This window comes from Colwellia sp. BRX8-4, assembly GCF_014077345.1.
GTDB lineage: Bacteria > Pseudomonadota > Gammaproteobacteria > Enterobacterales > Alteromonadaceae > Colwellia_A.
On sequence record NZ_JACGVS010000025.1, the window covers coordinates 24,548 to 37,366 of the forward strand.

Sequence of the window (12,819 nt, forward strand, 5' to 3'; positions counted from 1 at the left end):
TAATAAAACAACTTAACTTATAAATAAAAAAATACCAGTCACACACATGACTGGTATTTTATCTCTACTTTTTGTTTAGCTAATGATAGAGGTTATAATGTTTCGGTTGTTTCATCGGTAAATACAAACCAAATAACACCATCACGATCTTCTATATCTGCAACTTTAGTTGCTGAAGAACCTACTACAATACTACCAATAACATCGGATGTTGAATCTTCCACATCATTCATTATGAGTAATACACCTTCGCTGTTATTTACACTAAAAGAGCCTTCTTCATCAGTTTTCATATGGGCAACAAACTTACGCATATTCTCATCGCCAGGCAATTTGTAACTCATTTCAAGATCGAACTTACCGTCATCAAAAGCGGTACGTTGACCTGATAGCATTAAGTTTACTTGGTAATCACCTAAAGTTGCTTCTAATGAGAGCGCAGCACTTAAATCTAAGAAAACATCTTCGTTTTCTAATGATTCATCACTATCTGGATGCGTGTTAACACCAGAAAAGGTTGTACTACCTATAACTATTGAAGCAATATCTTCGGTTGATAGTTCTGCTTCCACTGAACCTACACCGTCGATATATGTTGTTAAGTAAGATCCTCTTCCATTCACTATAAACTGCTTATAAGCTTCTAAAGCATTTGTTGTTGAAAAAGGATTAAAAGGTATCTGCCAATGAAGTTCAGCACTCTCCCAAGTATCAAATGCATAAAAAGGATTCTCTATTAAAGCGATACCATCTTCATCAACTAATACGCCTTCTTCATTGATGTAATCGCTATATGTGTATGATTGAGTAAAGTAATCAGCTAAACCATCATTATTTTCATCAATAGGAGTGATTCGAACTAATAGATAAAACTCATCGTCTATACCAAAAGAAGCGTGTCGGTTTATTAAGAGCTCTTCTACATCTAAATCAACATCATTCGTTGAAAAAGTTCTTATATCTGTAACCTCGTCTCCGATATTACTTGTTACATGGCGAGTAAAGGTAAAGTTAGCCGTGTTCGTATAATCAACACCATAGACTCGAGTATAAGTATCGTCTTTTACAGTAACTGTGTTGCTGTCATCACTCACCGTTATTGTAAATACATCTTCAATTGGCAAACTCGAAGTAATATTTGCAGCAATTACTGTGACCCCCCCTTCAGCGATTGCAGAATAATCATTATCGCTAAAGAAAACTGATGCACGAGCACCTGTCGTTAAGTTAGTTTCAAGTTCATTACGTTCAAATGCTTTAATCTCAAATATAAATGCATCTGCTGCATTCGCTATTGAAGCGGGATACATTCTATGTGCTTCCATTAACTCTTCAAATGTATCATAGCTACTTGAGCCCCATTCAGGTGTTACTAAATCATGAACTTCACCCTCATTATTAACTAAAGCGTAATCGTCATTGATTATAGAACCCGAATAGCCTTTCCAAGTGTAACTATCAGCAACGCCATCACCATTATCATCATTTGGAGTAACTGTTTCGAAGAAAGCCCATTCGTCTAAATTGGTTGCAGTATCAAAGCCAGCCATTGTGCCATATGTTCGAGGAATTCGTGTTGTAGTGTTGACTCGATGTGGTGTTTCAGTAGATTGATCTGGATTCCAAATTGTTTCTTCGCTACTCCAAGCACCTTGTGTGTCATGAGAGGTAAAAACAAAAGTATAATCGACAGGTTGAGACATTAACTCTGAAGATATTGCATTCAGAGTGTTTTTATCATCAGATACGGTAATCGTATACATATCGGCAACCGGAGCGCCAATGTATTTAAATTCAGGAGCTTCGTAATTTTCTAAGTTTTTAATGTTAACAGTTAAAGTTGCTCTAATTAAGTTACCTTCTAACGAGCTAAACCCACCACTTAAGGTTAGCATTTCTGGAAGAATATTAGTTTCGGTACTCTTTAAGTATCGATCAACTTCACGCATAGGGTTACCATTTTCATCCCTAATAATTATGTAATTTTCATCTCTTGCATATTGTTCAACTGCATCTAAAACATGTGATTTAACCGGCATTAGCTTAGTTTTAATCATGCCAGTAAAAGCGACGGGGTCTATTACCGTATCACTTGCTTTTTGTTCTAAGATAACTTCAAGCGATAACTCCCCTGAGGTTATTTCTCCTGCGTAGGTATCATCTTCAAGTGAGGTTCGACTGATAGCACTATCAAGGTTAACTTTTGCGAAACTACCTTGAGTTAACGATAGCATGGCACCCGCTGATTCAATTGAACCATCAAGGTTTAAAACAATGCTTAAGCCGTCTTCAGCAAAAACAGCAGAAGCATTTAAGCTGATTTTTTCACTACCTGAAGTGGCACTGATTTTAAATAATATGCCGCCATTAGCCGTTTCTTCATCAAGCGTTATAGAACCTACCGCACCATCAATACTCAAAAATGGGCCTATTGGGAAGGTTCCCTCCGTAATGGTGCCTGCTTCATACCTTATGCCCATTTCTGATAAGGCGTCGGTAACGTCTGCTAGTAATAAAAAGCTCGCTGCTTCAGCCTCAACCATTAAACCAGCACTATCAATGAGCTCGATGTACTTGTCGCCTTCGGTAGTTACACCGGTATTGGCTTCTTTACCCACTTCAAATAGATGACTAAAGAGACGCACATCAGCAACCATAGCTTTTGCTTTAGCAATAGCATCACCTGTTGTTGGTACTTCCGTTTCAGGTTCACTGCGGCCATCTTCATCTTCATTGGCCTCTTCATATTCTGATTGATTTTCTAAGGTGATTTCTTGTTGGTCAAGCTCGCCCAGTATTTCACTGTTATCTTGGCTTGATAATATTGGATCTGCAGCTATCGCTTGAGCTGCAGCAGCTGCGACATCGCCAGCACTATCAAGAACTTCAACTAAAGACAGTTCAAAACCTTCATCGTTATCATCTTGATGTACCAGTAATGCGCCATTGTGTTCGACTATATCTTCAATAACATCGGCTAATCTATTTGATAGAACACCCGTAGCATTTTCTTGGCCGGCAAACAAAACAGACATAATGCCAGCATTGATCAAGCCGTAGCGTAACTCATTAACATTATCTTCACCTGCAACACTGGCTGCATTTTCGACAGCCGTTGGCTCAAGTGCCGTTAAACTGCCCATAATATTAAAAGCATTGGCAATAATAGAAGAGTGCGCTTGTATTGTTGTTTCACTAACTCCGCTTTCATCGGCTTCTATAAGTGCTGCGGCTAAATGGGTGAGAGCTGAAATATTTACATTTGCGGTCCCTGCATTATCACTCCCTACGGTTGAAATCGCTGATAAGACTAAGGTTGGATCAACAGTGGCTAGTGCTATTGGGGCGCCGTGGGCTAATTCACCACAACCTGCAGGAGCATCACATATCATCGTGGTGTTTTCACCTACAGATAATTCTACTTTGATAGCGCCGTCGTAATCTAAAAGGGTAATGGTATAGCTACCATCATCTTCAGTAATAATTGAAGATGCAGCTAACTCGGCATCTTCAAGTTTAACCGCTTTTCCGTCAACGTATTTATAAACAGTAACCACAGCGTTTGCTATTGTGCCTTTTATCGCTTTACCTTTGACAACGGTTTGTATGAGGACTGGAGCAGGTGGTGGTGCTATTGTAGGGGGTTTAGTACTAGAGCTACTGGAGCCACCACAAGCGGTGAGGGCTGAAATTAGCGCAAGAGAAATAATATTTTGAGTGAATTTCATTAAATAATCCTTATTCATATATGAGAAATATATCACGTATATTATTTAAGCAGATAAAGACAAGTTTTTAAAGAAAAAATAATAATTAGTCGTAACAATCTAAGAATAATTAGAAGGAAAGAGAAGGGGGATAAAGATTAAGTCACTAATAATTAACTATTATTAGTGACTTTTGGTGGGCGTTTTAACAATATTTAGCGTTCAATAAAATGGGTTATTTTATCAATAATACCTTTACTATCTAAACCAAGTTCTTGATGAATCTCTTGTTGGGTACCATGCTTGATAAAGGTATCAGGTAAGCCAATATTTAATATTTTAATCGCAACACCTTGGCTTAGTATATATTCATTGACTGCTGAACCTGCGCCACCTGCAATTGCATTATCTTCAACGGTCACAATAACACTATGGCTTTTTACAATGTGGTCGATAAGTGTTACATCAAGCGGTTTTATAAAACGCATATCAATGAGCGTAGTATTTAATTGTTGAGCCGCTACTTTAGCTTCATCAAAAGTACTACCAAAGTTTAAAATGGCAACCTTCGGCTCAGCACTATCAGTGGTTGTTTCTAAAATAGTTTTTGCTTTACCTATTTCAATTGTCTCGCTGATGTCAGGTAAAGGCGCACCGTTGCCTGACCCTCTTGGATAACGAACAGCCGCAGGACCATTATGCTTAAAACCCGTGCTAAGCATCAATTGACATTCTCGTTCATCCGATGGTGCCATAATAACAATATTTGGAACACAACGCATAAAGCTTAAATCAAATGAGCCTTGATGAGTTGGCCCGTCTGCGCCAACAATACCGGCTCGGTCAATTGCGAACAAAACGGGTAAGTTTTGGATCGCCACATCATGAATGAATTGATCGTAACCACGCTGTAAAAAGCTTGAATAAATAGCGACTACCGGTTTTTTACCGCCAATAGCGAGACCCGCAGCAAAAGTTACCGCGTGTTGTTCTGCAATCGCGACATCAAAGTACTGCTTAGGAAAGCGCTGACTAAATTCAACCATGCCAGAGCCTTCACCCATGGCAGGTGTAATGGCTATTAGTGAATCATTATTTTCTGCTGTTCTACAGAGCCAATCGCCAAATATTTTTGAATAAGTGGGTAAACATGGCTTACTCTTTGGCAAACTCGTTTGTGCGGGATCAAATTTAGGGACAGCATGATATTTTATCGGGTCTTGCTCTGCTGCGTGATAACCTTTGCCTTTTTTAGTGGCAATATGAAGGATTTGAGGCCCTTTTAAGTTACGCATATTAGTAATGGTATCAACCAAACCATTGACATCATGACCGTCGATAGGGCCAATGTAATTAAAGCCTAACTCTTCAAAAAAGGTACTGGGTACAACCATGCCTTTTAAATGTTCTTCGGCACGACTTGCTAATTCTTTAATAGGTGGAATACCCTTAAGTATGCGCTTACCACCCTCGCGTATTCCTGTATATATACTGCCAGATAACAATCTAGCAAAGTGATTATTCAATGCACCAACATTTTCTGAAATTGACATTTCATTGTCATTTAAAATAACCAGCATATCGCTTTTAATATCACCAGCATGATTTAACGCTTCAAAAGCCATACCTGCTGTCATTGCGCCGTCACCAATAACAGCAACAACTTTACGATTTTTGGCTTCTTGTTCTGCAGCAACAGCCATACCGAGTGCCGCAGAGATAGACGTGCTTGAATGGCCAACACTTAATACATCATATTCACTTTCTTCACGCCACGGAAAAGGGTGCAAACCATCTTTTTGACGAATAGTATGCAGTTGATCGCGCCGACCCGTTAAAATTTTATGTGGATAAGCTTGATGGCCAACATCCCATATCAGGTGATCAAAAGGCGTTTTATAAACATAATGTAATGCGACCGTTAATTCTATTGTGCCTAATCCAGAAGCAAAATGGCCACTACTTTTACTTACAGAACTTAATAAGTAACTACGCAGTTCTGTACTGGCCTGAATTAGCTGGCTTTTATTTAGCATGCGCAGATCGTCAGGAGAATTTATATTGGCCAATAAAGGGTAGTCGGCAAGATTTATAGTCATATTTATTTTGTTTATTCTTTAAATTGCAAGAGCAAGATCAATGAGCGCGTTTGATAATAAACGTCGCGAATTGAGCTAAGTTATCTGTATTGTAGGGTAAAGTTGCTAAAGCTTGAAGTGCTTGTTGATATAAGTTGTCAGCTTTTTGCTGAGCGCCCTGTAAACCTAATAGCGCAGGGTAGGTACTTTTATTAGAGGAAACGTCTGAACCTGCTGGTTTTCCTAGTTCTTCTTCACTAGAAATAATATCAATTATATCATCGCGCACTTGATAGGCTAAACCAATATGATCAGCAAAAATGGCGAGTTGGTGCTTTTCATCGGCAGAAATATCGTTACTTAACTCTGTAACCATGGTCACAGAAGCTTTTAACAACGCACCTGTTTTTAGTGAGTGTAGTTTTTCAAGTTCAACTAAAGTGATCACTTTATCGGTCGCAGAAATATCAAGTGCTTGTCCACCGCACATGCCTTGGTAACCTGAAGCATTGACTAATTGACGGATTAAGCTAATACGTTTTGATTCAACCGCGGCGCTAAAGTTATGATTAACTAAAATATCAAAGGCAAGTGTCTGTAAACTATCACCTGCTAAAATAGCGGTCGCTTCATCAAACGCTTTATGACAAGTTGGTTGCCCACGACGTAAATCATCATCATCCATCGAAGGTAAGTCATCATGAATTAATGAAAAAGCATGGATACATTCTAATGCTGCCGCAATACCGTCAACGTCAGATAATTCAAGTCCCAGTGCATCACCGGTAATATAACTTAAATAAGGACGCATACGCTTACCACCAATTAATAGGCCGTATTGCATTGCTGATAGCAATTTTTGATCATTTATTTCATAAGCGGCTAATTTGTCGGCAAGGTATTCATTAATGCGCGTTTGATAAAAGTCGAGTTGGTATAATTGGGTCACTAATTACTACCCAAACTTTCTGAGTCAACTTCGTTTTCAAAATCTTCAAGTTGGGCTTTACCATTCTTAGTCAGTAAAATTTGAATTTTTTGTTCTGCATTTTTTAACTTTTCTTGACTGGCTTGGCTGAGATTTAAGCCGCGCTCAAAAAGGGTCATTGAATCTTCTAAACTCAATGCTCCTTGTTCTAAATTCTGAACAATAGTTTCAAGTTCTAAGAGTGATTCTTCAAAGCTTAAGTTTTCTATTTTTTTCTTAGCCATCATCGAGAGTTCAGTGATTAAATATCTAGGCGCAAATTTATACCAAACGCCTTAATTAATCAATAAACTTCAAATGCTTTTGCCCCTTAATGACTATCATATACTTTCTATTGTCGGTCATTCTATGACTATATTGGCGCTTATATTTATCGTTAAAGCGCTGCGGTTAACGATAACTAGATAAATATAAATTGGGTAAGCTTAAATATGGCGAATTTAGTTGGCAGTATTAACTGTCTCTGGGCTATACGTTGTTAAAGATATTGAACAATTATTTTGTTCAGCAAAGTTAACCTTAAAAATAGCGACTAATTACTTAAGTTATTGACAATATGGGCGATAATAAACTTATAGAACCGTAAGCCATTCATATGCAGTTTTAACTGCGCGCTTTGGATGGTTACGGTTAAATCACGAGTGTGGATAAGAATATAAGTATTCGCGTATCGTAATACCTTAATGTATTATCAAATAATACGACTATCCGTATCATTTTTTTGTGGAGACTTTTTTGTGGATATAGCAACAATATTAGGTGTAGTAGGCGCAATAGGTTTACTCATTATGGCAATGATGCTGTCTGGTGATATCGGCATGTTTATTGACGTTCAGTCAGTTATTATTGTTTTTGGTGGTTCAATATTTGTTGTTTTATCTAACTATAATCTTGGTCAGTTTTTTGGAATTGGGAAAATTATAGGTAAGGCTTTTATGTTTAAAATTGAACAGCCTGACGACCTTATTGAAAAATCAGTTGAAATGGCTGACGCCGCTCGTAAAGGGGGGTTTTTGGCTTTAGAAGAAGCAGAGATAACTAACGGCTTTATGCAAAAAGGGGTCGATATGTTGGTCGATGGCCACGATGCAGATGTAGTACGTGGCACACTAAAAAAAGATATTGAGCTTACTGCTGAACGCCATGAAACAGGCGTAGGTATGATGATGGCACTTGCTGATGTGGCACCCGCGATGGGCATGATTGGCACCTTAATTGGTTTGGTTGCGATGTTATCAAACATGGATGACCCCAAATCTATTGGTCCAGCTATGGCGGTTGCACTACTAACAACCCTATATGGAGCATTCCTCGCTAACGTTATTGCCATTCCTATAGCGTCAAAACTCAGGCTTCGCCTTGCTGAAGAAAAAATGAACCAGGAGCTTATTCTTGACGCTATTCTGGGTATTCAAGACGGACAAAATCCACGTGTCATCGAAGGGTTACTTAAAAACTATCTTGCTGAAGGTAAACGTGCTGTAAATACCACAGAAGAAGAGTAACGGGAGTAATTTATGGCTGAAAAATGTAAATGTCCACCTCCGGGGCTTCCCGCTTGGATGGGTACTTTTGCTGACTTAATGTCACTATTGATGTGCTTTTTCGTTTTGCTGTTATCTTTTTCTGAAATGGATGTTTTAAAGTTTAAACAAATTGCAGGTTCGATGAAGTTTGCGTTTGGTGTACAAAATAAGATTGAAGTAAAAGATATTCCTAAAGGCACCAGTATTATTGCGCAAGAATTTCGCCCGGGTAAACCTGAGCCAACACCTATAGAAGTTATTCAACAGCAAACCATGGAAATGACCCAACAGATGCTAGAGTTTCAAGCAGGTGATGAAACCTCTGCTGGTGGTCGACAAGAACAACGAGGTACAGAACGTGGTGGACAATCACAAAGTACTGCAGATGAAATGTCAGCCCAAGCAATGCAAAAGGCCCAAGACGAATTAGAGCAGGCTTCGCAAGAGCAAGTAAATGAATTAGTTAAAAAAATTGCTGATCAATTAGAACAACAAATTCAAGATGGTGCCATAGAGCTTGAATCTCTCGGACAACAAGTGATTATTCGTATTCGTGAAAATGGTTCTTTTCCTTCGGGTTCTGCTTTTTTACAACCACAGTTTCGCCCTATTATTAGAGAAATAGGTGAGCTACTCAACACGGTTCCGGGTGAAATTATGGTTTCTGCACACACAGATGATCGCGGTATTAGTTCAGAGTTATTTTCTTCAAATTGGGATTTATCAAGTAAACGAGCTGTCGCTATTGCTCATGAATTAATTAAAGTCCCTGAGTTTGACCAGTCACGTTTACTGGTTGTTGGTCATGCCGATACAAGACCGGTAGTGCCTAATACTAACGCGCTAAATCGCAGAAGAAACCGTCGTGTTGAGATTTCAATTAACCAAGGTAAAGCAAAGGAAACCGAACCTGTTTCTATTATTAAATAATAAATTAAGCCGATAAATTCAACTATCGTGATGGCGTTAAGTGATAAACCCCCGTTTATTGCTTAGCGTACATTTTTCAACTTACTCTTCATTTCAACTTACTCTTTATTTCAATTTCGTGTATAATTCGCGCCATTATTTTTGTCGGCCGATTATGGCCTTTAGTCTAGTTTTATATTTAGGGTCGTTTGTTCATGAAATTCATCGTAAAACTCCAATCTGAAATTGCTGTAAAGAGTCGCCCGGTTCGTAAGCGCTTTACTAAAATTTTAGAATCCAGCATTAAAAATGTTTTACGACGTGTTGATGAGCAAATTACCACTCAGGCAAACTGGGATAATATAGAGGTTAATACTAAAAATAACTGTCCTAAAAATCGTTTGGCACTTATTGATACCTTAAAATGTGTGCCGGGCATCGCTCATTTTCTTGAAGTTCAACAAACAACCTATACAGATGTGCATAACATTTTTGAAAAAACATTAGCAGCACACGAAAAGACAATTGAAAATAAAACGTTTTGTGTAAGAGCTAAACGAATTGGAACACACGACTTCAATTCCTTACAAGTTGAACAATATGTTGGCGGTGGTTTAAACGAGCACGTTGAATCCGCTAAAGTTAAATTGAAAAAACCTGATGTAACTATTCGATTAGAAATAAAAGATGAATACTTATTTATTGTCACAGAACGACATCAAGGACTAGGTGGTTTCCCAATAGCAAGCCAAGAAGATGTTTTATCATTAATGTCAGGTGGTTTTGATTCGGGTGTATCAAGTTTTCAAATGATCAGAAAGGGTGCTCGTACTCATTACTGTTTCTTTAACTTGGGTGGCGCTGCGCATGAAGTTGGCGTAAAACAAGTGAGTTACTACTTATGGAATAAATTCGGTGCATCACACAAAGTAAAGTTCTTTTCGGTTGATTTTGAACCGGTTGTTGCTGAAATTTTAGAAAATGTTGAAAACGGTCAAATGGGCGTTATTCTAAAACGTATGATGATGCGTGCTGCTGCGAAAATAGCGAAAAGAGCGAATATAGAATCTTTAGTTACGGGTGAAGCGTTAGGTCAAGTATCTAGCCAGACATTAACTAATTTAAATGTGATAGACCGAGTTACTGATACGTTAATTCTCCGTCCATTAGTCGCTTATGATAAACAAGATATTATTGATATCGCCCGTAAAATTGGTACTGAAGACTTTGCTAAAACTATTCCGGAATATTGTGGTGTAATATCAAAGCGCCCAACCATTAAAGCGGTATTATCTAAAATTGAAGCAGAAGAAGAAAACTTTGATTTTGATGTTTTAGACAAGGTTGTTGAAGCAACGCGTATGTACGATATACGTGATATTGGTAAAGAAAGTGAAGAAGAAATTCATGCAGTTGATACAGTAGACGATCTTCCTAGCGATTCAATCGTTATTGACATTAGAAGCCCTGATGAAGAAGACGAAAATCCTCTAGAACTTGAAAACGTCAACGTTGTTCATATTCCTTTTTATAAGCTATCTAATAAGTTTAGTGAGCTAGAGCAAGACAAAGAATATTTACTGTATTGTGATCAAGGTATAATGAGTAAGCTACAAGCACTTTACTTAATTGGTGAAGGCTATAAGAACGTTAAAGTTTACCGTCCTTAATATGACTCGTTAACTCGGGTCAATATTTATCCTCAAGTGCTTTAACAGCTAACCATAGTTGAGTATTCATCGCTGTGGTTAGTTTATGTTTCTCCCCTAAACGGTGAATGTAACCGTTGATATACTCTATTTCTGTACGACGTTTATTACGCACATCAGCGCGCATCGAAGAGGTGTTTCTATTGGTGCTTTTAGCAACATTATGGATTAGCTGTCGTAATAAAACTTCACTTAATATTACGCCTTCCTTCGTCGCTACAGCAACGACTTCACTGATAATATCTTCGGTCATTCTTTGGTAAGCTTTTTGATTTACTTCACCATTTTCAATGTCGTTTAGTGCTGAAATAGGGTTGATCACACAGTTAATGGCTAGCTTTTTCCATTGCGCTTGTTGAATGTTTTCTTGCCAGCTAAGCTGTTTCAGGCTTTTATTAAGGTGTTCTAACAATTGCTTTTGCTTTATTGAGTCCAGCGTCCCATAAATAATACCCAGATCGCTATGGCCCATACCGGTATGTTTAACATGATAAGGGGCGACTTTTTTAGCGCCTTGCGTAAGTAACAAAGCCAATAAACATTGTGATGGTTTAAGTCGTGGGCTAATTTCTTCGAGAGTTCCTAAACCATTGTGGGTAAGAATAATAACTGCATCGTCACTGATTAAATGATCAACAGCTTTCAACGCATCGGTGACTTGATAAGATTTTACACAAAAAATTATAACGTCAGCACTGGCTATTAATTGGTTATCAGCCATTGTAAATGGAAAGCTTTTTGCAATATCATTCATTTCACTAAAAAGGTAATCAGATAATGTTGTTGGCGTTGACGGCCACAATGACACTAAGTTATCACCTTGTTGGTTAATTATCGCTTGAGAAAGCCGATGATAACAAAGTAAACCTATTGCACCTTGGCCAACAATAACAATATTCATCTTATCTTTTTATGCCTTTGGGCTGTTGATAAAGTAAAAAAATCCACTGAAGAACAGCAAAGAAAGATATGCCTACAACATCAGCGACAAAGTCAAAAAATTCCCCACTGCGAAAGCCTAAGTAATACTGGCTTAATTCAGTCAATGCACTATAAAAAAATAAACAAATAACCGTATTGATTAAAGGTAGTTTCATCAAACTGACTAAAATCCAAGTCAGACCAAAAAAACCAATAACATGGCCAATAGTATCTATTTGTATTTTATTAATAACGGTGGTTTTTAAATCGTCAGGGATCAAAAAAATCAGTGCTAATACCAGTAAAAAAACTAATATAATTAGTAGTTGAATGTAACGTTTCATTAAAGGGTAATTTTATGAAGTCATTAGTTTAGAATTATTCATCATAACATGTGAAAATAGCGGTTGCGATCACCTTTACCCACTAGTGGTAATCTTGCTAAGATTGCCAACACTTAAATTATTGAATTATCGAAAGGTCAAGATCATGCCCTCAATGGATATCGTTTCCGAAATTAATTTGGAAGAAGTAAGAAATGCAACTGAAAACTGCAAGAGAGAATTAGAAACGCGTTTTGATTTTCGTGGTGTTGAAGCGAGCATTGAATGGAAAAAGCCCAATGTGGTAATAAAAGCTGAAGGTGACTTTCAAATAAAACAACTGGTAGATATGGTGCGCGTACAGTTGGCAAAGCGTAATATCGATGCTAAAGCCCTTACCCTTTCTAATACCGAACATACAGGTAGAACCTTCACTCAAAATCTTTCATTTAAAGAAGGTATTGAGCAGCCTATCGCTAAAAAAGTCATTAAGTTAATTAAAGACAGTAAGTTAAAAGTACAAGCGGGCATTCAAGGCGATCAAGTACGAGTGACTGGTAAAAAGCGTGATGATTTACAAGCGGTCATGCAATTAATTCGTGAAGGTGATCTAGAGCAATCTTTTCAGTTTAATAACTTTCGCGACTAATACCGAGCT

Annotated in this window: 10 protein-coding genes; 4 read left to right on the plus strand and 6 right to left on the minus strand. The window is 37.9% G+C overall.

Translation table 11 applies throughout. The annotated features are described in order from the left end of the window. Positions 1-92 precede the first annotated feature (92 nt). The 4 genes from H4J56_RS16815 to H4J56_RS16830 all read right to left on the minus strand — a co-directional run bounded on the left by H4J56_RS16815 (position 93) and on the right by H4J56_RS16830 (position 6,997). A complete protein-coding gene (locus tag H4J56_RS16815) occupies positions 93-3,728 on the minus strand; it encodes a hypothetical protein (RefSeq protein ID WP_182230287.1) in 3,636 nt (1,211 codons plus the stop codon). Positions 3,729-3,922: 194 nt separating this feature from the next. Beyond that, entirely contained in the window at positions 3,923-5,806 is a 1,884-nt protein-coding gene (dxs, locus tag H4J56_RS16820; RefSeq protein WP_182222792.1) for a 1-deoxy-D-xylulose-5-phosphate synthase, read from the minus strand. 37 nt (positions 5,807-5,843) lie between these two features. Then, entirely contained in the window at positions 5,844-6,734 is an 891-nt protein-coding gene (gene ispA / locus H4J56_RS16825; protein ID WP_182230286.1) for a (2E,6E)-farnesyl diphosphate synthase, read from the minus strand. Next, on the minus strand, positions 6,734-6,997 hold the full coding sequence (locus tag H4J56_RS16830; RefSeq protein WP_070375867.1) for an exodeoxyribonuclease VII small subunit: 264 nt from the start codon (positions 6,995-6,997) through the stop codon (positions 6,734-6,736). Before H4J56_RS16830 ends, ispA begins: the two co-directional genes overlap by 1 nt. 513 nt (positions 6,998-7,510) lie before the next feature. Here H4J56_RS16830 and pomA point away from each other — a divergent pair. The 3 genes from pomA (at position 7,511) to thiI (ending at position 10,878) form a co-directional block, all read left to right on the plus strand. Next, on the plus strand, positions 7,511-8,278 hold the full coding sequence (pomA, locus tag H4J56_RS16835) for a flagellar motor protein PomA (RefSeq protein WP_182216714.1): 768 nt from the start codon (positions 7,511-7,513) through the stop codon (positions 8,276-8,278). 12 nt (positions 8,279-8,290) lie between these two features. Then, the gene (locus H4J56_RS16840; RefSeq protein WP_070375869.1) at positions 8,291-9,229 is read left to right on the plus strand and encodes a flagellar motor protein MotB; all 939 of its coding nucleotides are present in this window, start codon (positions 8,291-8,293) and stop codon (positions 9,227-9,229) included. Positions 9,230-9,423: 194 nt separating this feature from the next. Then, entirely contained in the window at positions 9,424-10,878 is a 1,455-nt protein-coding gene (thiI, locus tag H4J56_RS16845; protein ID WP_070375870.1) for a tRNA uracil 4-sulfurtransferase ThiI, read from the plus strand. A gap of 19 nt (positions 10,879-10,897) precedes the next feature. On the opposite strand, the gene H4J56_RS16850 is transcribed toward thiI, so the two are convergent. Together H4J56_RS16850 and H4J56_RS16855 are read right to left on the minus strand one after the other, a co-directional pair. After that, positions 10,898-11,818, minus strand: coding sequence for a ketopantoate reductase family protein (locus H4J56_RS16850; RefSeq protein ID WP_182216717.1), 921 nt, complete (start codon positions 11,816-11,818; stop codon positions 10,898-10,900). 1 nt (position 11,819) lies between these two features. Then, complete coding sequence (locus tag H4J56_RS16855; protein ID WP_182259632.1) at positions 11,820-12,182, minus strand: VanZ family protein; 363 nt, start codon at positions 12,180-12,182, stop codon at positions 11,820-11,822. A gap of 145 nt (positions 12,183-12,327) precedes the next feature. Here H4J56_RS16855 and H4J56_RS16860 point away from each other — a divergent pair, with 145 nt between their 5' ends. Then, positions 12,328-12,810, plus strand: a complete 483-nt coding sequence (locus H4J56_RS16860; RefSeq protein WP_182216720.1) for a YajQ family cyclic di-GMP-binding protein — start codon at positions 12,328-12,330, stop codon at positions 12,808-12,810. Positions 12,811-12,819: the final 9 nt, after the last annotated feature.

Bases quoted from the DNA above. Each gene is read 5' to 3' on its own strand.
- H4J56_RS16840 (WP_070375869.1), top strand. From the start codon at position 8,291: ATGGCTGAAAAATGTAAATGTCCACCTCCGGGGCTTCCCGCTTGGATG.
- dxs (WP_182222792.1), bottom strand. From the start codon at position 5,806: ATGACTATAAATCTTGCCGACTACCCTTTATTGGCCAATATAAATTCT.
- H4J56_RS16850 (WP_182216717.1), bottom strand. From the start codon at position 11,818: ATGAATATTGTTATTGTTGGCCAAGGTGCAATAGGTTTACTTTGTTAT.
- H4J56_RS16830 (WP_070375867.1), bottom strand. From the start codon at position 6,997: ATGGCTAAGAAAAAAATAGAAAACTTAAGCTTTGAAGAATCACTCTTA.
- H4J56_RS16815 (WP_182230287.1), bottom strand. From the start codon at position 3,728: ATGAAATTCACTCAAAATATTATTTCTCTTGCGCTAATTTCAGCCCTC.
- thiI (WP_070375870.1), top strand. From the start codon at position 9,424: ATGAAATTCATCGTAAAACTCCAATCTGAAATTGCTGTAAAGAGTCGC.
- H4J56_RS16860 (WP_182216720.1), top strand. From the start codon at position 12,328: ATGCCCTCAATGGATATCGTTTCCGAAATTAATTTGGAAGAAGTAAGA.
- H4J56_RS16855 (WP_182259632.1), bottom strand. From the start codon at position 12,182: ATGAAACGTTACATTCAACTACTAATTATATTAGTTTTTTTACTGGTA.